The sequence below is a fragment of the Acinetobacter sp. Ac_5812 genome, from assembly GCF_013072695.1.
Classification (GTDB): Bacteria; Pseudomonadota; Gammaproteobacteria; order Pseudomonadales; family Moraxellaceae; genus Acinetobacter.
In genome coordinates this window covers 51656-73723 of record NZ_LXUK01000012.1, presented here as the reverse complement: position 1 = coordinate 73723, position 22068 = coordinate 51656, and the positions used below count along the sequence as shown (strand labels likewise).

The window sequence follows — 22068 nt, the reverse complement described above, 5'->3', positions numbered from 1 at the left end:
TAATGCCGTGGACGTACGTCTCTCTGATCGTGTCAATGCCATCAAACCGTCCCCTACACTTGCAGTAACCAATAAAGCCGCTGAGCTTAAAGCTGCTGGTAAAAACGTGATTGGTTTAGGTGCAGGCGAACCAGACTTTGATACCCCTCAACATATCAAAGATGCTGCAATTGAAGCGATTAATAAAGGCTTTACAAAATATACAGCTGTAGACGGTACTCCAAGCTTAAAAAAAGCAATTATTGCGAAATTCAAACGCGATAATAATTTAGATTACGAAGCCAACCAGATTCTCGTGTCTTGTGGTGGTAAGCAAAGTTTCTTTAACTTGGCACTTGCTTTGTTAAACAAAGGTGATGAAGTGATCATCCCTGCTCCGTTCTGGGTAAGCTATCCAGATATGGTGATTATTGCTGAAGGCACACCCGTGATCGTGAAATGCGGCGAAGAACAACGCTTCAAAATCACACCAGAACAGTTAGAAGCAGCAATCACACCAAATACACGTCTAGTGGTATTAAACAGCCCTTCAAACCCAACAGGTATGATCTATACCAAAGCTGAATTAGAAGCTTTAGCAGAAGTGTTACGTCGTCATCCACAAGTATTTGTTGCTTCTGATGACATGTATGAACCAATTCGTTGGGAAGATGAGTTCTACAATATCGCGACTGTTGCACCAGACTTGTATGATCGTACCATTGTTTTAAATGGCGTATCTAAAGCCTACGCAATGACAGGCTGGCGTATCGGTTATGCTGCAGGTTCTGCAAAAATCATTGGTGCGATGAAAAAGATCCAGTCACAATCCACTTCAAACCCAACTTCGATTTCGCAAGTTGCAGCTGAAGCAGCATTGAATGGCCCGCAAGATGTACTTGAGCCAATGATTGAAGCGTTTAAACGTCGTCATGACCTCGTTGTGAGCGGCTTGAATGACATCAAAGGGATTTCTTGTCTTCCTGCTGATGGTGCTTTCTATGCCTATGCCAACATTCGTCCATTGATTCGTGCCAAAGGCTTAAAATCTTGCACAGAATTCTCTGAATGGCTACTTGAAGAAACAGGTGTTGCCGTTGTTCCTGGTGATGCATTTGGCTTAGGCGGGTTTATGCGTATCTCTTACGCAACTGCTGACGAAATTTTAGTTGATGCTTTAGCGCGTATCAAAAAAGCGGCTGATTCAATTGAAGGCGTTGATGCTGCAATTGCATCGATTGCAGCAGAAAAAGCTGCGAAATAATTTTTCCGCAATAAAAAAGAAGCTTCTCAATGAAGCTTCTTTTTTTATCTCTTAAATCGAAATAATCTGCAATACAATTAGAATTTCCTACAAGCTACGCTATTCCGCAGATTCACCACTAAAAAGTGCAACGACCTCAGCTTCAGTCATCTTCTTGGTCGAATTTTGAAAAGCATAGAACCCAGGCTTACAATCAATATAGATTTCCAGATCGAGATTCAAATCTTTTGGTGACTCATTCAATGCAAATGCATTGATATTGCAATAATTCTGATCTTTAGTCCGCCAAAATAAATTGGTACCACAGGCATTACAGAATCCTCGCTCGCCCCAAGCTGATGAGTTATAAACAGAGAGATGATCTTGTTTTAAAAATTTTAAGCTGCCCTGTTTCACATCAATCGTCATAATCACGCCACTGGTCTGTCGACGACAAATCGAACAGTGACAGGCATGTACATCATGATTACTTAATTCAACTTCAAATGTGGTTTCACCACAAACACATTGTCCTTTCATTATAAATTTACCTTTTATTCAAAATTGTTATTTATGAATTATGATTAGCATAAAACAAAGCAAGCATGCTGCAATCAATAATTTGTAAAACATGATATTGATCGATGAACTGTATTGACAGCCTCTCATGGAAAGACTACGTTATAAACAAGTTCCTTTTTAGAACTATATAGGAAAAAACATGAAACACCCGAAAGAAATGAATGGACTTGAGTTTTTAACCGCGATGTGTGAAGGGAAAATTCCACCTGCCAGTATTAGTGAAACGATTCCGATGCAACCCGTAGAAGTTGCAGAAGGATTTATTAAATTTGAAGTACAAGCAGATCAACGCCACCTTAACCCGCTGGGTGGTGTACATGGTGGTTTTGCTGCAACCGTACTTGATTCAGTGACAGGCTGTGCTATTCATACGCTTTTAGAAGCAGGTGTCGGTTATGGCACTATTGATCTAAATATTAAAATGTGTCGCCCTATTCCAAAGAATCAAAAACTCACAGCGATAGGCAGCATGATCAATATTAGTAAAAATTTAGGTATTTCTGAAGGTAAGATTGTCGATGCAGATGGCAAACTGTATGCCCATGCAACCGCAACCTGCATGATCATTCGCCCATAAGCACAGATTAAGCAAATGGGCTATCTCATCATAGCCCTATGCAATGGCCTTATTCGCTTGAAAGTTTTTTGGTCGAATACATAAATGACTGAATACTGCGTATTGCCAAATGCTTTTCACTTGCACAGAAACAATCTTTTGCTCTGCCACAGACCAAGCCAAAGCCGTATTTGCGCCTAAAAATAATTCACCACCAAGTTGGAATACATACAAAGGCGTATGCTCATCAACAGTCGATGTATTTTTTTGTGTGAGTAGGTCTTTAACCGTTTGAATTTTCCACTTATTGCCAAACCATAATTGCAATAAATCGCCCAGATACAAGGCTTGTTGCTTAAATGGAAAAGTATTGATAAATGAATGTTCAACTGGCGTGTAATACTGTGCAGCATCTTGAATAATTTCGAGATAATGCTCTTGATAAAAAGACAAATTTGAAAAAATAGATTGAATATTTAGAATAGTCATTTCGACCTCCAGTTTAGCCATTTTAGTGCTGGCAAGTAGGGTTAAATCCACACTGTTTAGATAAATACCTAAACGCTCTTTCTCATTTGAATCTAGCAATAGCCCACCTAAAGTTCAAGTTATTTTTCTGACTTTATCGCAATTGTGCAAATAAAAAGCATACGATGCAAAAATGAAAGAAACATGACAGTTTTATCTTGACCAATTTTAAAAGCTGCCTATAATGGCACTCAGATTCTCCCATAGCTCAGTCGGTAGAGCGACGGACTGTTAATCCGCAGGTCCCTGGTTCGAGCCCAGGTGGGAGAGCCAAGATTCTAAAAAGCCCAGATCATTGATCTGGGCTTTTTATTTTAAATGTACAAAATACCCCTTATAACGACAATTATGATTATTTTGTTCGTTTCATGTTGAGTATCGTATAAATTTAGGCCACCTCCCTATTTTCAATATAAAATAAAATTTAATTATTATATTAGGGAAAAGATATAATGAAAAAACTTCTATTCTGTTTAATATTCCTTAGCAGTCCAGCAATCGCTGCACAAACCACTTGGTATGCAGGTTCTTCCTATAAAGGTACAGTAACTGTTCCCATTGAAAATGGACCCAATGTCGTCTGGAAATGTAATGGTAGTGTCTGTCGCATGTCTGGCCCTTGGGGCAATGCACTCTCCTTAGATTCTTGCCAGAGTCTAGTCTTACGTATTGGCAAGATTAGTTATTATAAAAACTCAGCAGGTGCAATCTGGACTGCCCGCTCCACTGAATTGGCACAATGTAATCAAGTTGCACGTTAATACACTATATTTTGGTTAAGCGATTATTATTCATACTGATTTTACTTGACGGACTGTCATTTAAGCCCTAAAATTCGCTCCAGATTCTCCCATAGCTCAGTCGGTAGAGCGACGGACTGTTAATCCGCAGGTCCCTGGTTCGAGCCCAGGTGGGAGAGCCAAGATTCTAAAAACCCACTCTTAGTTGAGTGGGTTTTTTATTTGCTCTTTGATAAACACATGTTTGAATCGAATCACCTCTTATTTCTCACTATTGGTTTTATTAGTACAGCTATATTACTCTTTAGCTGTATACGACCTTTCTTTCCCAAACAAAAGTTCTTTGCTCGACCCGTCATCACATCATTTGAATCAAGAATGTTTGCACGATTACAACAGGCCTTTCCACAGCACCATGTACTTGCGCAGGTTGCCTTCAGTGCATTGATTACCAGTGACCATTACAAGATCCGTAGTAAATTTAATCGTAAGGTCACAGACTTTGTGGTTTTAGATCAGCAAATGAATGTTTTGGCGATTATTGAGTTAGATGACCCAAGCCATTTAGGTAAAGAATTAGAAGATAAAAAGCGCGATCAGATGTTGCAAGAAGCAGGCTATCAAGTGCAACGTTATACAGAGATTCCATCTATAAAACAGCTACAGATGGATCTTCGATAGTCGGCTAATTTAAGAAAGATTATTCCGCCTTTGTCGCTTGTTCAGCATTTTTCTGCTGTTCAAATTTCTTTGCCATTTCAGCGCGTTGCTGGTCATATTTTTTCTTGGTTTGTGCATCACTTTTAGCAGCAACAAAGGCCATACCTACAATAAAAATTGGAATCAACAATCCCAAACTCATTAATAACCAAGGTACTGACTTTTTTTCAACAGATTGCTGGCTCATAGCTGTTTCAAACTCAAATGACATCAATTTCAAGATGCGTAACAATATAACAAAAAAGAGCCCCTATAAAGAGGCTCTTTTTAAAAGCAAATTTCTTCTAAATAAGTAAAGAAATCTTAGAATTTACCAGTACAGTGAGGATTTTGACTGGCATCCTTCTGCGCATTCGTCAATACGATACCTGTACCCGCTGACATATTGTCTTGGATAAATCTATAAGCATCCGCATTCTTACATACAATTGCTTGAGTATGACTTGCGCCATCAACCCCTAAGAATTCAACATTTGTACCTAAGGCTTTTAATCCATTTTGCAAAGCATTTGTCACATCATAAGGAACAGCCATATCTAGCTTACCCTGAATAATCATAACAGGTGTATTGATTTTCTTGGCCGCAGGTTGATTATCTTCTAGGAATTTTTTCACTGTTGGATTTTCTTGGAAGTTGCCTGCTAAGCCTGGGTAGTCCAAAACAGTTTTCGTGGTATCTTTGCTGATAAAGTCACGAATATCTGCTGCAAACTTATTATGCAAATCATCTAAACAGATGCCATTTTCACCTGTCGTGCCTTCGGCGAATTCAGCAATTGAGCGAGAACGTTCCTGAAAAATTTCTCGATAATTAAATTTAGGATCATAAGCAGTAATACCCACAGTCGTATATGCAGCATAAGCAAGCAGCTCTGCATAGACTTCAACAGCTGTACCTACTGGTGCAAGACCAGCCTGTTCTTGCTTAAGAATATTTGCAATTGCCTGTGGTGCAACAACAGAAATGATATAACCAAGGCTCGATGCAGGCGCACCCGCAACCGCACCTTTATAATTTGCATCATTATTTGCAAATTCAGCAGTACCCAATGAAGCATGACCACCTTGAGACTGACCAATTGACATCCATTGTCCATTGAGTTTCGCCCCATAATGATCTTTGGCTGCTTTAACCGCCGCAATTGCTGACTTCGCTTCACTACCCAAGTTTAGATAGGGATGAATTCCTGGAGTCCCCAAGCCTTCATAATCTGGGGCAATCACCACATAACCCGCCGCCAATAAAGTATCAGCGAGAATTTTAAAGCGAGGATTCACAGTATTATTACTTGGTGCGCAACTATCACCCACCCCAACCGTACCATGCTCCCAGACCACAACTCGGTAACCATCAGTAGGTTGAGCAGCTTTTGGAAACATCACCAGTGCGGTTGCTTTTGCCGTGCGCCCTTGTACATTGACCATGTTATAAGTCATGACTTTTACCGATGAGGCATTATCCACTTTATCCTTAGAATAAGTCGTTTCAGACAGATAGGTTTTATTCGAATCTACCCCGGTATAATCATCATCATTGTCATTACATGCGGTTAAAAATAATGCCGAAATAGAGAATGTTATTGCTAATGCAATTTTAGACCGTTTCATAAAATATCCCTTTAGTCCTTGTTTTATTTGAAGCATGAAACTACATGCCACATTATTAAGGCATAAAAAAAGTGCCCTGCATAGGACACTTTTCAACTATTCAGTCAATTTAAAATATGAATTCTAAAAAAATTCCAATAAAAATAATCAGTCCCACCCAGCGATTGTGACGGAATGCCCAAAAACAAATTTGTGGATCACGATCTTTAGTTTTAACCGCTTGATAGATAAAATCTCCTGCAACAATCAACAATGCAGCCAATCCAAATGGGAGTAACAGATTTTCCAGATATAAAGCCCCACCAATCAAGATCAGGCTTAAAAGCTGTAACAAACCGATAATCTGTATATCGTAACGACCAAATAAAATCGCTGTCGACTTCACGCCAATCTTCAAATCATATTCACGATCAGTAATTGCATATTGGGTGTCATAAGCCACTGTCCATGCCAAATTGCCGAAATATAAAAGCCAGCAGGTTAAATCCAGAGGCTTCCCCATCGCAGTAAAAGACATTGGAATTCCCCATGAAAATGCCATGCCCAAAACCACTTGTGGTAAGTGGGTATAGCGTTTCATAAAGGGATAAATAAACGCCAGCACCAACCCCGCTAAAGCGCAATAAAAGGTCGCAATAGGTAGAAAAAATAAGGTACAGGCACTAGCAGCAACCAAACCCAAAAAAACATAAACCGCTTCGCGTGGACGAATTACTCCTGTCGCCAATGGTCGTGTCTTGGTACGCTCTACATGGGCATCGACTTTACGATCGGCAAAGTCATTGATCGCACAACCCGCTGCACGCATAAAAATAGTGCCCAAGACCATCGCAATGAGAATCTGCAAGGGTGGTAAACCACCAGCAGCAATCCATAGCGCCCACATGGTTGGCCAAAAGACCAGTTCTGTACCTACAGGCTTATCAAAACGGCATAAATAATAATAGGCTTCTAAGCGTTGCCGCCATGTTGTGTGTTGCACTGTTTCCATGATGAATCCTTAGAGTCAATGCTGTCGAATAAACTGTTCAAATGCAGGGAGAAAAGTCTCTTGCACGATAAATTTGCAACCATGCCAAGTATAACAACTTTGTCTGGTCCACCCTTCTTCAAGATAAATTACTCGTCTTTCACAGGCAGGATTGGTTCGTTGAAATAAAAACCAGCCGATTGGCTTATTACGAATATGCCGAAATAATCGTGCTTTCTTATGTAAGCTTAAAATCGGGAAGATACTTTTTGCTTTCACCCAAGCTTCTGTTTCACTGCCATAAAGATTGGTTTCACGTACCCATGCAATATGGTGTGCTGGCATTTGCATCCACTGGCTATCGTTAAAAGTGAGTCGTTGAAAATGCTCTTTTGTCCGTTCAACATGAAACTCCCCCCCGCCCAAATCAGTCAACTGCTGAGTGAGGGAACCAGATGCATACAACCATTTTTTTAATTCAGCTGGGATCTCTCGTCCCTTAATTCTGTTTGGTCGTAAATTTCGCATGCTTGGCTCACTAAAAACATCATTAGGGTCTGCTGATACTTCAGCCATGCATTGCGTTATAGGCTAAAACCACACAAACAAGGCATGGAACGTAGACAATGGCGATACCCTTGTCAAGTTTCATAACGAAGTTTGGGGAGGTTTTAGACATAACCCTTCGGGACAGGGTCATTTTTTGATGTTACAACGTTAGCCCGTATTCATTTAGAAGCACTAAATTTCATACGACCTGCCTTGTAACATCTAAAAAATGTCCTCTGTCGCAAACATCTGTGAAGTGCCAGCAGACCCTATGAGTGTACATGAATTTCTTTAGAAAAAGCGCATGACTTTCAATTGAATCAAAAACATAAAAAAAGCTCGCCGAAGCGAGCTTTTTTCAATCTGTATGTATTACAGGCTGTAGTACATATCAAATTCAACTGGGTGAGTCGTCGTGTTAAGACGGCGTACATCTTCAGTTTTAAGTTCGATATATGCATCAAGCATTTCTTTAGTGAATACACCACCTTTCAACAGGAACTCATGATCCGCTTCAAGTGCAGCAATCGCCATTTCCAAGTTGTGCGCAACTGTTGGGATTTTTGCTTCTTCTTCAGGAGGAAGATCATACAAGTTCTTGTCAGCAGCTTCACCTGGGTGGATCTTGTTTTGAATACCGTCAAGACCAGCCATCAACAATGCCGCAAAACCTAAGTACGGGTTCATTAATGGATCAGGGAAACGTGCTTCGATACGCTTGCCTTTAGGGCTAGAAACGTAAGGAATACGGATAGAAGCCGAACGGTTACGCGCTGAGTAAGCAAGCATAATTGGTGCTTCGTAGTGTGGAACCAAACGCTTATAAGAGTTTGTACCTGGGTTAGTAATCGCATTCAACGCACGCGCGTGTTTGATTACACCGCCGATGAAGAACAATGCCATTTCTGATAATCCAGCATATTCATCACCAGCAAACAAGTTCTTGCCATCTTTAGAAATTGACATGTGAACGTGCATACCAGAACCGTTATCACCCACCATTGGCTTAGGCATGAATGTCGCTGTTTTGCCATATTGATGCGCAACGTTCCAAACTGCATATTTGAACTGCTGAACTTCGTCCGCTTTACGAACTAAAGTATTGAAGCTCACACCAATTTCTAATTGGCAAGATGCAACTTCGTGGTGATGTACTTCTACACGACCAGGGCCCATGATGTCTTCGATACGTGCACACATTTCAGCACGCATGTCTTGATGAGAGTCAACTGGAGGAACTGGGAAGTAACCGCCTTTAACACGTGGACGGTGACCTGAGTTACCTGCTTCGTAGTCTTTACCTGTAGACCAAGCAGCTTCTTCAGCGATCAATGTGTGGCGCGCGCCAGACATGTCGATGTCCCATTTTACTTCGTCAAAAACAAAGAATTCTGGTTCTGGACCAAAGAATGCTGTATCACCAATACCTGTAGATTTTAAATATTCTTCAGCACGACGAGCAATTGAACGTGGGTCACGCTCGTAACCTTGACCAGTTGAAGGCTCGATAACGTCACAAGTTACAACAACTGTAGGCTCAGCAAAGAACGGGTCAAGAAAACCTGTTTCAGCATCTGGACGTAAGATCATGTCAGAAGCTTCAATGCCTTTCCAACCAGCAATTGAAGAACCATCAAACATTTTACCGTCTTCAAATGTATCTTCATCAATCGTATCAGCTGGGTAAGTTACGTGCTGCTCTTTACCCTTAGTATCAGTAAAGCGAAAATCGACCCATTTTGCGCCACTTTCTTTGATGAGTTGAAGGACCTTGTTCGCCATGCTCATTTGCTCCAATGAAGTTTTTATGCACTTGTTAAGTGCGTGTTAGTTGTTGGTGTATAATTAGCAATTATCATACCAACAATTTCAAAGCATACCTAAAACATTGAAATTCTTTGCAGAAAAAATGCTTTAAGCTCCCTGTCCTATGCTTACTTTAATGCCTGCATTTTAAAATGCACCATATTTAAACATTCCTATTTCAGTTCGTCCCTAAAAAAGACATAATGAACCAAAATGGTGCAATACATATAACAAAGAACCAATGTAGTGCCAATTACGCTTTTATTATTCGCGTAAATTGGCTTTTTATATCATTCTTTTCAACATCATTCCAATCAATTCATTTAGACTTTCGATTCACTTTCAGTTTTTTTCCTCAAGTGTTTCAATTACAAAAATTTATGATCAATTACCTGCTCATTTCAATAAACAAAATTGGCCCTTTATTTAAGTGCTGAGATTTCCGAAATATTCAACATTGGCTATTTGTTTTTGCTATGATTATTCGTCTAAGAATTGTGGTCCATCATTCTCCATTTTTCTTAAAGTGAGTAACAATGTGAGCAATATCAGCACTCATTTGTTAAAACCTTAAATATAATCAATAGGTTGAATATAAAATGCTTCTAATGGTCGATAACTATGACTCATTTACTTACAACATCGTTCAATACTTTGGCGAGTTGAATCAAGAAGTAAAAGTTGTTCGTAATGATCAAGTGACTTTAGAGGATATTGAGCGATGGCAGCCGAAATATCTGGTGATTGGCCCTGGTCCATGCTCTCCAAGTGAAGCAGGCATTTCTATTCCAGCCATCAATCACTTTGCTGGCAAAATTCCTTTGCTTGGCGTTTGCTTAGGTCATCAAGCCATTGGACAAGCCTTTGGTGGTCATATCATTCGCGCCAAAACAGTGATGCATGGCCGCCTATCCGATATGTATCATAGTGACAAAGGGATTTTTAGCAACTTGCCATCACCTTTTGCTGCAACACGTTATCATTCATTGGTGATTGAGCAAGAAACTTTGCCAGAGTGCTTAGAAGTGACCTGTTGGACCAATCAAGCAGACGGTACGATTGAAGAAATTATGGGTGTGAAACATAAAACTCTGCCTGTGGAAGGTGTGCAATTTCACCCTGAGTCTATTTTGAGCGAACATGGTCATCAAATTTTCAAAAACTTCTTGGATATTTACGCTTAAACACGAGCATTTGATTACATCAAATATCCTGACAGCCCATTTTTAATCAATGGGCTGTTTTTATTTTGAACATATAAAAACAATATATAACTCATACACACGGTATAAATTTTCAGCATTAAACTTAATCTGAAAACTTACACTTAAAAACAAGTCATTCTTTTTCAATAATTAATCCACTTTTCACACGTTATAAAAAGTAAGTTCAATCCTCAATTTCTGTTTTGTCTGATTGCATTTTACTTTTTTAGATTAACTATAGTCATAGGAATGATTAAGTTTCAGGGCGGCTGGATGATAGAATCTAAGTCATTGTTCTTAGCATTCCCCCTGAATGATCTATCAGGATAACCTATTGTGAATACCTTGGTTTTATTGAATATTATTGTTTTTGTCCTGCTCATGGCAGGATTGTTTTTTACTTATCGAAAAGACTGGAGTCTCTCCAAAAAAGTTCTGATCGGTATGGTGGTTGGTATCTTCTTCGGTTTAGCCCTTAAAGCGATCTACGGCGATAACCCTGTGCTTGAACACTCGGTTGCATGGTTCAACCTTGTGGGTAATGGTTATGTACAACTATTACAAATGGTGATCATGCCACTGATTTTCATCTCGATTCTAAGTGCGGTGGTGAAACTACACCAAACCACGTCTCTTGGAAAAATCAGTGTACTCGTGATTGGTATCTTGTTAGCGACCACAGCAATTGCCGCACTGGTGGGTGCAGGCATCACCAATTTATTTGGCTTAACCGCTGAAGGACTAGTACAAGGCACCAAAGAAGCGGCGCGTCTAGCAACCATTCAAAGTCAATACATTGGACAAGTGACAGATTTAGATGTTCCAAAGCTCTTGCTTTCACTATTCCCTCAAAACCCATTTGCTGATTTAACCGGTGTTCGCCCAACAGCGATCATCAGTGTGGTGATTTTCTCTGCATTTTTAGGTGTTGCAGCGCTCAAACTGATGGATAAAGACACCGTCAATGGTGAAAGAATCAGACACGGGATTGAAGCACTGCAAGCTTTGGTGATTAGTCTTGTCCGTTTAGTCATGCAATTTACGCCTTATGGTGTATTGGCACTCATGACCAAAATGGTGGCAACGGCGAATGTTGCTGACATTGTAAAACTGGGCGAATTCTTAGTTGCCTCTTATCTTGGCCTTGCAATTATGTTCCTCGTACATGCACTGATTTTGCTATTTGTACGTGTCAATCCAATCGACTTTTTCAAGAAAGTTTTTCCTGTTTTAACTTTTGCATTTACCAGTCGTTCAAGTGCAGCCAGTATTCCACTCAATATCGAAGCACAGACCAAACAATTGGGTGTGCCTGAAGGGATTGCCAGCTTTTCTGCTTCATTTGGTGCAACCATTGGTCAAAATGGTTGTGCAGGTTTATACCCTGCAATGCTGGCGGTGATGGTTGCCCCAACAGTCGGTATCAATCCGTTGGATCCATTATGGATTGCGCAGTTGGTTGTGGTGGTAACCCTCAGTTCGATCGGTGTTGCTGGCGTTGGTGGCGGTGCAACCTTTGCTGCTTTAATCGTCCTCCCAGCCATGGGCTTACCGATTACTTTAGTTGCGTTACTGATTTCAATTGAGCCACTCATTGATATGGGTCGTACTGCTTTAAACGTCAACGGTTCGATGACTGCAGGCACAGCGACCAGTCAATTACTCGGTGTCAGAAATCCACAACCCGATAATGATGCTTAAGCTAGATTAAAATAAAAAAGCCAACGCATGATCGTTGGCTTTTTTTATGATTGAATCAATTATAACTTCAACTGTTGCACAAGCGAACCATCTTGCTTCGCGACTAAAGACTCACAGAGTTGGATACGTTCTTTAGTTTGATTTAAACCCCGCTCAACCCCGACCAGCTCTTTGGTTCTCGGTGCAAAGAAGGCATTCAACTGCGTCGCTTCTTGTTGTGAACAGGCTGCACCACTAAACAATGCGGGGAAACGTCCAGCAGAAGACTTGCCTAAACGATCAAACACAGCATCGTGATTGGTCTTAAACCATGACCACAGTCCACCTTGTTCACCACTATAGCTATTGATTGCGTTAATCACGGTCCGTACTTCACCGACTTTCACACGTGGGTCTAAAACGAGCTGACGTGCCTGCTGACGTGTTTCCACCTGATTTGCTGAACCTAAAGCAGTGAGAATCGCCAAACGTTGGGTCGGCTGCGTGATACGTTGTAACTCCCCCACTAAACGGTCAAATGTAGGCTGTCCTTTTTCTTGGACACGGACTGCCAGAATCGTTGGCAATAATTCTGGGGTGAGCTGAGCAAAGTTCAGTTGCGTCTGTTCAAATAAAACATCGGATTGCTTTAACAGTTTTTGGCGAACTTCTGGTACCTGAATTTCCAATGCAAGAAATTGGGCTAACTCACTCCGCCACAAGCTATCCTCAGCAGACTCACCTGCTTTGCTCGCATAACCCAATTGATTCAATTTAGGTAGATACAAATTCGCAAGCACTTTTCTAAAATGCTCACGTTCTACCTCCGTCTTCAACACATGGCGTTGGATTGTGCTGAGTTGCTGAAACAATGCCGTATTAATCTGTCGGCTATTCGAGTTCGCAAACTTCTTGGCGACATCCACCACCGCCAAAAGGTTAATATCACCATGGTTAAATGCCGCTGAAACAGCATAGGCATAGGCCAATTGTTCAGTATTGGAAAGTTTCTCCGTAGCGGCAGTCAGACGAGCAAGTTCTGGTTCAGGCAAACTAAATTGGTAATAGCCTGCCGCATCAGCATTTGGAATATACCAACTGTTAATACGTGCACCTTTGAGTTCAATTTTGGCTTCGGCTTGATCAACCAGTTCACATTGAACTTTACTCGCTGCATTTGGAACTTCGTAACGTACGCACAATGGCACACCCCAAAGACTGTTGGCATCGCCTTTAGAACCAACGGGTAAATAGCGTGTTTGTTTCACATTTAAAAAGACTTTATTACCTTGTTGCTGCAATGAAGTATTCAGCAACGGTACACCCGGTTGATCAATAAAACTTTTCACCGCTTTGCTAAAACGCTCAGCTTGACCAGACTGTTCTGCGAGGGAGCTAATTAAATCATTGGCAGTAGCACTGCCATATTGATGCTTGTGAATGTAATTACGCACGCCTTGTTTGAATTTGTCTTCGCCTAGATAGCTCTCAAACATATTTAAAACAGCTGCACCTTTTTGGTAGGTAATGCCATCAAAAGCCGTTTGAATATCGGCATTGCTTAAAATTGGCTGACGGATACGGCGTACACTGACCAAGCTATCGCTTTTCATTGCACCTGCAGTATCGACCACACGTTCTAAGTCAGCATTAAATTCAGGATGTAATTGTTGGGTGATTTTACTTTGCATCCACGTGGCAAAAGATTCATTCAACCACAGATCATCCCACCACGGCATGGTCACCACATCCCCAAACCATTGATGCGCTAATTCATGTGCATTGACATTAAATGAACTCTGTACAAAAGATACGGGAGAGTCTTTATCCAGCAACATTAAGTAATCTCTAAATGTGATCAGTCCGGGATTCTCCATCGCACCAGCAGCAAAGTCAGGTGCAGCAAGCAAATCCAATTTGTCGAATGGATAGCCAAATGCAAAATAATCTTCTAATGTTTTTAAAATCGCTGGGGTTTCAGACAAAGCATGCTGCATTTTCTCAGCCTTACCATCAGGTGCCAGACCGCGTAATTTGATCGCCTGTTTACGCCACTCAGTCGCACCAATATCAGGACCTTTTTGTACTTGCCAAGGGCCAACAGCCAAAGCTAATAGATAGGTTGGTAATGGTTTAGTCGGTGCAAAGCTTAAGGTTTTCCAACCCGATTTTTCGGCCTGTTCAGCGACTTGATTGGTATTGGCAAAACCTGAATATTTACTTGGTATGGTTAATCGAATATTAAATGGCGTTTTAAAACGGGGCTCATCAAATGATGGAAAAGATTGACGTGCACTGATGGCTTCCATTTGAGTCATAACATAAGGTTTACCCTCAAACTCAATTTTATAAATACCATCCAGTTGTTGATCATAATCTGCATTGAAATCTAATACTAAGCGGTATTGCCCAGCAGCTAATGTCTTAGCAAATTTAATCAGACTGACACCATCGACTTCCGAAGCTTGCTCATATTTGGCCGTGGTTTTCTGCCCAGTTGCGGATAGGATGTTAGCGTCTTTTACCGATAAAGATTTACCATGAATCCAAACATAATCGGTTGCTTGGGTCAGTTTTAAATGGATTGTGGTTTTACCCGTATAACTTTTTTGTGCAGGATCAATTTTAAAATCTAAATCATAAGATTCAGGTATGGCCCATTCAGGTAATTTGCCGATTGGAATTTGTTCATTGCTATTTGATGCAAAAATCTGTGTTGCAGATAATGAAAGTAATGTTGTCAGTAGCAATTGTTTTTTAAATGAAGGTTTGACCAACATAGGAGATCTGTCCTCTGTAGTTTTTAAAATAAAAAGACGCAGCAAATGGTGTACCACTTCGCTGCATCCACACATCATTGTTAGAATTTATAATTGAACTCCAGCCAACCCTGACGGCCGATTGGTGAGTATGATCCTACTGGATAATAAGGCCATCCACCTGTGTCATCGCGTTTCACTTTGTCAAATAGATTATTCACAATGATTGAAGCAGAAGCCTTAGGTGAAATTTGATAAGTTCCACTCCAATTGACCAAATAGGTTGGGCTTAGATAAGTCGTTTGATCACCGTTTGGAATTTTGCCATAGCGATTGACCAATACGGTTGATGCCCAATCCCCGAGACTCCAACTCAGGCTGGTATTCAAGCGGTCTCTCCAATCTGGAATGGTTAAGTCTTTTAAATAATTATCTTTCTCGCCATCTTTTGATTGTTGATATTCACGTTCCAGCACACGACTATAATTCACCGTCCACAGGAAGTTACCTACATTTTCTGTTTTCCAGCGCCATTTGCTGGTGAAATCAATCCCGCGAGTATGATCTGAAGCTGCATTAATCGGAACAATATTGATATTGTTGATGACATTTGGATCAACCACTGCATTTGCTGGATTACGCTCTACACGTGCCAATGCATCAACACATTGTGCTGAATTGATATCTTGCGCTCCTAAGCGACAAGCAGCTTCTTGACGTAAAATTTTATCTGGACTGAGATTGGTCACTAGATTATCAATTTTGATATCCCAGTAGTCGACGGAGATATCAAACTTATTACTCGGAGACCACACAAAGCCTGCACCATAAGATTTACCTTCTTCGGGTTTTAAATCTTTGTTGCCTGTTAATGTGTAGTTCGCGCCAGGCGAATAATCTTTAAAGCTACATTTATCTAATGCTTGTCCCGTTTGGCTACAACGTAAATAATCGGTGGTACTTGGGAAATACCCTCTTTGTTTATTTAAAAACAGATAATTCATATCTGGTGCACGAAAACTGGTGGCGTAATTGCCTCGCACCAATAAGGTTGGATGTGGTCTAAATTCTAAGCCTGAACCAAAGGTGAATTTATCAATACTGTTATCGGATAAGGCATAGCGGTCATAGCGTCCAGATAAGGTTAAATTGAGTGGCTTGGCTAAAGGTAAGAATAATTCCGTACCCAATGCCTGACGGGTACGTGCCCCACCATATTCACCACTGGAAGTGGCATTATAGAAGTCCCCATTTTCCACCGCTTTATCGGGTTTAATTGTAAAACCTTGGCGTCCAATTTCTACCACCGCAGCAAGCTTGGCCGTTCCTGCAGGCAATTCAAACACATCACCATTGGCACTTAAAGTTAAGCCCTGTGCCCAAGACTTGTCATTTTCTTCAGTTGTGCCTGAAATGCTTCTAAACTCACTAGCGATCAGTGGCCGACTGATACGGTCTAAATGCGGGGAATAAATTGGAATACCATCTTGGTCTACACCCAGTCGCTGACCTAGGAAATATTCATCAACATTCGAGCGAACCAGCCCTTGTTTACGTAATTGACTGGTATAAATCGAGCCATTATAGGCTGCTTCATAGCGCCAACTACTGTCCCCTATATCGCCACGGATACCAAAGTTCAAATTGGAGGAAAGTTCTTTCCATTTTTTATTGGCTTGTTCAACACCACCGAGTTCTTCTGGTGCAAAACGACGACTCCAAATTTCATAATTTCCCGTGTCTTGGTTTAGGAAATAGCCACTACTTGCACCTAAAGATGTCCATGTCGGACCACGGGTATTATTTTCAATTTGATTGGCACCGATCAAAACATCTGCGAATAATTGGGTTTTCTCATTCAGCTCATAATCTAAACCGAGATAACCATTTTGGCTGCGATTCTTAGTCTGTACTGTCCAATAGGTCGGTCGGGCCAAACCACTGGCACAGTTATCTGCTCCCGCTTTGCCAATATTTGTTACTGAGCCTTTAAATAGATCATCAAATGCCTCACAGCTATTAATTGAAAGATACTGGCCTGTCTTGGCATTTTTACGTCCAACGATCGTGTCTGGCTTTTCCCCTCGACGTGTTCGGCTCGACATAAAATCACGATCAGCCGCCCAAATCGGTTCACGCCCACTCAGTTCAACACCATAAACCAGATTGAGCTTGTCCAGTGTTTTACTACCACTCAGTTGTAAACGTAAATTTTCGCCACCTTCTTTGGTCCCACCCGCCTTAATATTGAATTGAGTGCCATCGGTTTTCTTTTTCAGGATGATATTGACCACACCTGCAATCGCATCCGATCCGTAAATCGCAGAAGCCCCTCCGTTTAAGATTTCAATGCGGTCAATAATTGCAGTCGGAATATTGGCTAAATTGACAAAATTCACAGCGCCATCATAAGGCACTGGATAATCTGCAACTCGATGACCGTTAATTAAAGTTAAGGTATGGTTCGGCCCTAAACCACGTAAACTGATGGCATTGGCTGCAGGCGTAAAGGTATTGCCATAATCCGCTCCTTGTACAAAACCTGTGTTTTGGGTCAAGTTATTCAAGGCATCAAAAGCATTACTAAAACCGTGTTTTTCGATATCGGCTGCGGTAATGACCGTTACACTGGTTGGGCCATCTTTTTGCGCTTTGGAGATACGTGAGCCTGTGACTGCAACACGCACCACTTTATCCGATGTCGCATCGATTTGTGGCTGTTCTATATTTGTCTCAGCATGAGTTTCTAATGGATGAAGACATGCAATAAAGACAAAAACAAAACAACCTTTGTTTTTAACAGCCCCAAGATATTTCAAGTAATTTAGGTACATATTTATGAATGAATAAAATTATGACCGACCTAATATATCCACTTTTATTTAGTTGATTTATACACATTTTTTTATAGAGATATGGCGGATTAAGATATACCAAATGGTTGATTATTTATCATAAAAACTCAAATAAACCCCTCATAAAATAATACCTTTTTCATTCAATCACTCCCAACCATAAATTTATCAACCAACTTAAACGGGTTAAATTTTAAAAACTCTCTAGCCACAACCTAAATCTTGGGTTATTTTCTGCTAACATAGCCCTTTAGCGGGTGGCGTACATCCCACGAAAAGCTGAGCTATCCTTCATCATCAACCACTTTCATCCAAATTTTTTAATCATTAAATGCTGTAACTCATGACTATGAATATCCAACAGGCACTCAATAATATTACCAAGAACATCCATCTAACCCAGCCACAAATGGAAGATGTCATGCGCAGTATCATGCAAGGTGAAGCCACTGATGCTCAAATCGGTGCGCTAATGATGGGTTTACGCATGAAGGGTGAAAGTATTGATGAAATTACAGCTGCTGCACGTATCATGCGTGAGTTTGCGATTAAAATTGATGTCAGTGATATTCCTCATCTGGTAGATATCGTAGGTACAGGTGGTGATGGTCAAAACTTATTTAATGTTTCAACCGCTTCAAGTTTTGTGATTGCGGCTGCGGGAGCAACCATTGCGAAACATGGTAACCGCGGTGTATCCAGCAAATCGGGTTCTTCTGACGTGCTTGAACAGATTGGCATTCAACTTGATTTAGACATGCAGCAAACGGAACGCTGTATCCGTGAAATGGGCGTAGGTTTCCTGTTTGCGCCAAATCATCATAAAGCCATGAAATATGCAGTGGCACCCCGTCGTGAATTGGGCATTCGCAGCATTTTTAACTTACTTGGCCCTTTGACCAATCCGGCTGGCGTAAATCGTTTTGTGATTGGCGTATTCTCAGATGAATTGTGTCGTCCGATTGCCGAAGTACTCAAACAGCTCGGTGCAGTACATGTACTGGTTGTACATTCTAAAGATGGCCTAGATGAAATTAGCCTAGCTGCGCCAACCGCAGTGGCTGAGCTTAAAGATGGCGAAGTTACCGAATGGACGCTGAACCCAGAAGACGTTGGTATCGCCTCTCAAACCCTCACTGGTTTAGTGGTGAATAGTTCAGAAGAAAGCTTAAAACTGATCAAAGATGCTTTAAGTCGTGACAAATCAGACGTAGGCGAAAAAGCCGCAAATATGATTGCGCTGAATGCAGGTGCAGGCATTTACGTCGCAGGCATTACCAAGACCTATAAACAAGCCGTTGAGCTGGCTCAAGATATTCTCTACGGCGGACAGGCCTTAGAAAAAATGAGTATCTTGGCTGAATTTACCAAGACATTGAAACAATATCAGGCAGATTAAGGACTTCTCATGATCGATATTCAAAATACCATTTTAGGTAAAATTGTTGACCGCAAACATGAGGAACTTGCAGCACGTTTAAAACAACGTAGCTTGCATGATGTTGAGCAGTGGGCAAAACAAGCCACCCCTGTTCGTGGTTTTGCCAATGCCTTACAACACAAACGTCCTGCTGTAATTGCTGAAATTAAAAAAGCATCACCGTCTAAAGGTGTGATCCGTGCAGACTTTAATCCTGCGGAGATTGCCCAGCAGTATGAGCAGGCAGGTGCTGCTTGCTTATCGGTATTAACCGATGTGGATTTCTTCCAAGGCGCAGACGAAAATATTGCGATTGCACGTCAGCATTGTGCCCTACCAGCTTTGCGTAAAGACTTTTTGATTGATCCTTACAATGTAGTTGAAGCACGTGCACTACAAGCAGATTGTATTTTATTGATCGTGGCTTGTTTATCTGACCAACAACTCGAAGAAATGTCGAAAACCGCATTTGAACATCAGTTGGATGTGTTGGTTGAAGTGCATGATGAATATGAGTTAGAACGTGCTTTAAAACTTTCTGAGCAATGTATTTTGGGTGTGAATAACCGCAATCTTAAAACCTTTGATGTTGATTTAAATACGTCATTACGTTTAAAGAAATTATTGCCTGCTTCCCGTATCTTGGTGACTGAAAGTGGTATTGCCACGCCTGCGGATGTAGACATGATGCAAGCCAATGATATTCATACTTTCCTTGTCGGTGAAAGCTTTATGAAACAACCTCGCCCTGATCAAGCATTTAATGAATTGTTTGGGCGGCCTGATCGGATCTAAACAAATCAGGTTCAAGGTAAAATTCTGCCTTGAACCTTTTAAAGGTTGCTAGAACTAGATATAGACTCTAAATAAAGAATAAAAATTAGAGTTCGAAAATACTCAAAGATTAAATATTGATGGAACAATGTGAGTAATTTTTTATTAATCTTGGGACTGATCTTTTTAGTTGGCTTTCCTATTTATAGTCATCTATTTTTCTACGAAAAAATTCAGCGTTTTAAAGATCCAAGAGTCGTTTATTTCTTTACTTTAATTCCTGGACTTATTCTTGTTGGCATTGCTATGTTTTTTTCTCCCGCAAAGACTTACATTAAATCTGAAGAATGTGGCATCGTAAAACAATATAAAATGTTCCCCAAGAAACGACGTCAAATCGAACGACTCGCGATTGTGATGGATCAATCTGGCTATATTCGTTATTTTGCCTTCGACGAAACTTTACCCCGTGTTGAAATCAATAAGCATATCTGCTTTGAGTTTTATGATCGTTTTAAAAATAAAGGCTTAGATCAATCACGGATTATAAAGCTTCTAACACGCTCAGAGATTTAGCTATTGTAGATGGCAATTAAAATAAAGAATCAAAATGAATTTACACTCCTCTCGTTTGACCATTTTTTAATACTTTTAAAATACGTATTTCGCCATGAATGCAATTCAGTTCAAATCATCACGGTTTCGGACTATAATTTTACATCTCTAGTCGCTTGCCTATTTTTATATAATTATGAGTAAACACGATTCATCGCTTTCTAAAGATCAGTTTAATTTACTGAAAGCCTTTAAAAAGCAAATTTCCAATCCGCAAGCGAGTGTGATTGCCAAACAAGCAGAGTCACAAAAGACTCCAGCCGCTGCTGAAGAGTTGGAAGATACTGAACTTTTTAAAAAAGCCCTACTTGGGGTAAAACCCATCGACAATCAGAATATTGCCGATACTAAAGTTGCGCGTAGCAAAAAAGTCGATGCCCAAACTTTGGCAAAACGTGCTGCAGCAGAAGGTGGAGCTGAGCAAGAACTTACAGAAATTTCAGATACCCAAGCGATCTTAAACCCTGTTGCCAGCCAAGCGGCTTTAAGCTATCGCATTGCAACCTTGCAGCACAAAGTATTTGAAGATTTAAAAGCAGGCAAAATTCGCTGGTTTGAAGCAGTCGATTTGCATGGTTGTACTGTTGAACAAGCACGCGCCGCCGTTTTGCAAGTGATTCAGATGGCCAAAGATGAAAATCAAAATGTCGTTAAAATTGTACATGGCAAAGGTCCTGAAGCAATCTTGAAAACCTATGTCAATGGTTGGCTCAGACAGCATCGTGATGTACTTGCTTTCGTCAGTGCCCCTGAAAATCAAGGCGGTACAGGTGCTGTTTTAGTCTTACTCAAACGTGCCGAAAAGAACCCTAAGTACAAACAGTAATCGGCATTTTTATCAAAATTAAGATTTCTAATCGTTTTCTGATACAATTGCCGTTTTTGTTCAACCCACCTAAGTGAACATTGTTATGTCTATGCAGCAATCGTACGCAAATATCTTAACTGCCGTTGGTGAAGACCTAAATCGCCCGGGCTTAAAAGATACGCCAATGCGTGCGGCTAAAGCTTTCTCTTTTTTAACTTCTGGCTATAGCAAAACGCTTGAAGAAGTTACAAATAGTGCGCTCTTCCCTTCCGATAACCATGAAATGGTATTGGTCAAAAATATTGAATTTTATTCACTTTGTGAACATCACCTACTGCCATTCTATGGTCGTGTACACATTGCATATTTACCTGAAGGTCAAGTTTTAGGTTTATCGAAATTTGCGCGTATTACAGAAATGTTTGCACGTCGTCTACAAGTTCAAGAGAACTTGACACAGCAAATTGCAGAAGCAGTTGCTGAAGTGACTCAAGCACGTGGTGTTGCAGTTGTGATTGACTCTGCGCATATGTGCATGATGATGCGCGGTGTAGGTAAACAAGAATCAACCACACGTACGGTTTCTTTTGTTGGTGACTTTAAAACAGACAAAGATGTACGTCGTGAATTCTTAAGCGCTGTTCCTGAAAACTATTAAGCTGGGCAACCTA

General features: G+C 40.7%; 19 protein-coding genes, 2 tRNA genes and 1 pseudogene. 13 read left to right on the top strand and 9 right to left on the bottom strand.

Features of this window, described 5'->3' with window-relative positions:
- Positions 1 to 7 precede the first annotated feature (7 nt).
- Positions 8 to 1243, top strand: coding sequence for an aminotransferase class I/II-fold pyridoxal phosphate-dependent enzyme (locus tag A7P55_RS09495; RefSeq protein ID WP_171551913.1), 1236 nt, complete (start codon positions 8 to 10; stop codon positions 1241 to 1243).
- A gap of 99 nt (positions 1244 to 1342) precedes the next feature.
- Here the strand turns inward: A7P55_RS09495 and A7P55_RS09490 are convergent, their stop codons facing one another.
- Positions 1343 to 1762 carry a GFA family protein gene (locus tag A7P55_RS09490; RefSeq protein WP_171551912.1) on the bottom strand — a complete coding sequence of 140 codons (420 nt, stop codon included), beginning with the start codon at positions 1760 to 1762 and terminating at the stop codon, positions 1343 to 1345.
- A 181-nt stretch (positions 1763 to 1943) separates the two neighbouring features.
- Here A7P55_RS09490 and A7P55_RS09485 point away from each other — a divergent pair, with 181 nt between their 5' ends.
- Entirely contained in the window at positions 1944 to 2381 is a 438-nt protein-coding gene (locus A7P55_RS09485; RefSeq protein ID WP_171551911.1) for a PaaI family thioesterase, read from the top strand.
- A gap of 36 nt (positions 2382 to 2417) precedes the next feature.
- Here A7P55_RS09485 and A7P55_RS09480 read toward each other — a convergent pair whose 3' ends face one another.
- Entirely contained in the window at positions 2418 to 2849 is a 432-nt protein-coding gene (locus A7P55_RS09480) for a hypothetical protein (RefSeq protein ID WP_171552241.1), read from the bottom strand.
- Positions 2850 to 3085: 236 nt separating this feature from the next.
- On the opposite strand from A7P55_RS09480, the gene A7P55_RS09475 reads away from it, so the two are divergent.
- The 4 genes from A7P55_RS09475 to A7P55_RS09460 all read left to right on the top strand — a co-directional run bounded on the left by A7P55_RS09475 (position 3086) and on the right by A7P55_RS09460 (position 4309).
- Positions 3086 to 3161: transfer RNA gene (locus A7P55_RS09475), tRNA-Asn, on the top strand.
- A gap of 179 nt (positions 3162 to 3340) precedes the next feature.
- A complete protein-coding gene (locus A7P55_RS09470) occupies positions 3341 to 3649 on the top strand; it encodes a hypothetical protein (RefSeq protein WP_171551910.1) in 309 nt (102 codons plus the stop codon).
- Between the two features lie 85 nt (positions 3650 to 3734).
- Positions 3735 to 3810, top strand: a tRNA-Asn gene (locus A7P55_RS09465).
- A 58-nt stretch (positions 3811 to 3868) separates the two neighbouring features.
- Positions 3869 to 4309, top strand: a complete 441-nt coding sequence (locus A7P55_RS09460) for a DUF2726 domain-containing protein (protein WP_171551909.1) — start codon at positions 3869 to 3871, stop codon at positions 4307 to 4309.
- Between the two features lie 19 nt (positions 4310 to 4328).
- Here A7P55_RS09460 and A7P55_RS09455 read toward each other — a convergent pair whose 3' ends face one another.
- The 5 genes from A7P55_RS09455 to glnA form a co-directional block, all read right to left on the bottom strand.
- On the bottom strand, positions 4329 to 4535 hold the full coding sequence (locus A7P55_RS09455; RefSeq protein ID WP_171551908.1) for a hypothetical protein: 207 nt from the start codon (positions 4533 to 4535) through the stop codon (positions 4329 to 4331).
- Between the two features lie 116 nt (positions 4536 to 4651).
- Positions 4652 to 5956, bottom strand: coding sequence for a lipase family protein (locus A7P55_RS09450; protein WP_171551907.1), 1305 nt, complete (start codon positions 5954 to 5956; stop codon positions 4652 to 4654).
- 109 nt (positions 5957 to 6065) lie between these two features.
- Positions 6066 to 6947, bottom strand: a complete 882-nt coding sequence (gene ubiA, locus A7P55_RS09445) for a 4-hydroxybenzoate octaprenyltransferase (RefSeq protein ID WP_171551906.1) — start codon at positions 6945 to 6947, stop codon at positions 6066 to 6068.
- Positions 6948 to 6962: 15 nt separating this feature from the next.
- Entirely contained in the window at positions 6963 to 7454 is a 492-nt protein-coding gene (locus A7P55_RS09440) for a chorismate lyase (protein WP_016660385.1), read from the bottom strand.
- Between the two features lie 393 nt (positions 7455 to 7847).
- Positions 7848 to 9263 (bottom strand): type I glutamate--ammonia ligase, encoded by a 1416-nt coding sequence (gene glnA, locus A7P55_RS09435; protein ID WP_171057879.1) that lies wholly within the window; start codon positions 9261 to 9263, stop codon positions 7848 to 7850.
- A gap of 617 nt (positions 9264 to 9880) precedes the next feature.
- On the opposite strand from glnA, the gene A7P55_RS09430 reads away from it, so the two are divergent.
- Together A7P55_RS09430 and A7P55_RS09425 are read left to right on the top strand one after the other, a co-directional pair.
- On the top strand, positions 9881 to 10465 hold the full coding sequence (locus A7P55_RS09430; protein WP_216078011.1) for an aminodeoxychorismate/anthranilate synthase component II: 585 nt from the start codon (positions 9881 to 9883) through the stop codon (positions 10463 to 10465).
- A gap of 357 nt (positions 10466 to 10822) precedes the next feature.
- Entirely contained in the window at positions 10823 to 12187 is a 1365-nt protein-coding gene (locus A7P55_RS09425) for an L-cystine transporter (protein ID WP_171551905.1), read from the top strand.
- A gap of 59 nt (positions 12188 to 12246) precedes the next feature.
- Here the strand turns inward: A7P55_RS09425 and A7P55_RS09420 are convergent.
- Positions 12247 to 15019 (bottom strand): annotated as a pseudogene (locus A7P55_RS09420) (M1 family metallopeptidase).
- Positions 15020 to 15026: 7 nt separating this feature from the next.
- Positions 15027 to 17759 carry a TonB-dependent receptor gene (locus A7P55_RS09415; protein WP_171551903.1) on the bottom strand — a complete coding sequence of 911 codons (2733 nt, stop codon included), beginning with the start codon at positions 17757 to 17759 and terminating at the stop codon, positions 15027 to 15029.
- Positions 17760 to 18129: 370 nt separating this feature from the next.
- Between A7P55_RS09415 and trpD the strand changes: the two genes are divergently transcribed.
- From trpD to folE, 5 genes are all read left to right on the top strand, one after another.
- Complete coding sequence (gene trpD, locus A7P55_RS09410; protein ID WP_016540486.1) at positions 18130 to 19179, top strand: anthranilate phosphoribosyltransferase; 1050 nt, start codon at positions 18130 to 18132, stop codon at positions 19177 to 19179.
- 9 nt (positions 19180 to 19188) lie between these two features.
- A complete protein-coding gene (gene trpC / locus A7P55_RS09405) occupies positions 19189 to 19995 on the top strand; it encodes an indole-3-glycerol phosphate synthase TrpC (protein ID WP_171551902.1) in 807 nt (268 codons plus the stop codon).
- A 129-nt stretch (positions 19996 to 20124) separates the two neighbouring features.
- A complete protein-coding gene (locus A7P55_RS09400) occupies positions 20125 to 20550 on the top strand; it encodes a hypothetical protein (RefSeq protein ID WP_171551901.1) in 426 nt (141 codons plus the stop codon).
- 175 nt (positions 20551 to 20725) lie between these two features.
- Entirely contained in the window at positions 20726 to 21415 is a 690-nt protein-coding gene (locus A7P55_RS09395) for a Smr/MutS family protein (RefSeq protein WP_171551900.1), read from the top strand.
- 91 nt (positions 21416 to 21506) lie between these two features.
- The gene (folE, locus tag A7P55_RS09390) at positions 21507 to 22055 is read left to right on the top strand and encodes a GTP cyclohydrolase I FolE (RefSeq protein ID WP_005202404.1); all 549 of its coding nucleotides are present in this window, start codon (positions 21507 to 21509) and stop codon (positions 22053 to 22055) included.
- The last annotated feature ends 13 nt before the right edge of the window (positions 22056 to 22068 follow it).

Bases quoted from the DNA above. Each gene is read 5' to 3' on its own strand.
- A7P55_RS09415 (WP_171551903.1), bottom strand. From the start codon at position 17,759: ATGTACCTAAATTACTTGAAATATCTTGGGGCTGTTAAAAACAAAGGT.
- ubiA (WP_171551906.1), bottom strand. From the start codon at position 6,947: ATGGAAACAGTGCAACACACAACATGGCGGCAACGCTTAGAAGCCTAT.
- glnA (WP_171057879.1), bottom strand. From the start codon at position 9,263: ATGAGCATGGCGAACAAGGTCCTTCAACTCATCAAAGAAAGTGGCGCA.
- trpD (WP_016540486.1), top strand. From the start codon at position 18,130: ATGAATATCCAACAGGCACTCAATAATATTACCAAGAACATCCATCTA.
- A7P55_RS09470 (WP_171551910.1), top strand. From the start codon at position 3,341: ATGAAAAAACTTCTATTCTGTTTAATATTCCTTAGCAGTCCAGCAATC.
- A7P55_RS09480 (WP_171552241.1), bottom strand. From the start codon at position 2,849: ATGACTATTCTAAATATTCAATCTATTTTTTCAAATTTGTCTTTTTAT.
- folE (WP_005202404.1), top strand. From the start codon at position 21,507: ATGCAGCAATCGTACGCAAATATCTTAACTGCCGTTGGTGAAGACCTA.
- trpC (WP_171551902.1), top strand. From the start codon at position 19,189: ATGATCGATATTCAAAATACCATTTTAGGTAAAATTGTTGACCGCAAA.
- A7P55_RS09395 (WP_171551900.1), top strand. From the start codon at position 20,726: ATGAGTAAACACGATTCATCGCTTTCTAAAGATCAGTTTAATTTACTG.
- A7P55_RS09460 (WP_171551909.1), top strand. From the start codon at position 3,869: ATGTTTGAATCGAATCACCTCTTATTTCTCACTATTGGTTTTATTAGT.
- A7P55_RS09430 (WP_216078011.1), top strand. From the start codon at position 9,881: ATGCTTCTAATGGTCGATAACTATGACTCATTTACTTACAACATCGTT.
- A7P55_RS09455 (WP_171551908.1), bottom strand. From the start codon at position 4,535: ATGAGCCAGCAATCTGTTGAAAAAAAGTCAGTACCTTGGTTATTAATG.
- A7P55_RS09440 (WP_016660385.1), bottom strand. From the start codon at position 7,454: ATGCGAAATTTACGACCAAACAGAATTAAGGGACGAGAGATCCCAGCT.
- A7P55_RS09490 (WP_171551912.1), bottom strand. From the start codon at position 1,762: ATGAAAGGACAATGTGTTTGTGGTGAAACCACATTTGAAGTTGAATTA.
- A7P55_RS09485 (WP_171551911.1), top strand. From the start codon at position 1,944: ATGAAACACCCGAAAGAAATGAATGGACTTGAGTTTTTAACCGCGATG.
- A7P55_RS09450 (WP_171551907.1), bottom strand. From the start codon at position 5,956: ATGAAACGGTCTAAAATTGCATTAGCAATAACATTCTCTATTTCGGCA.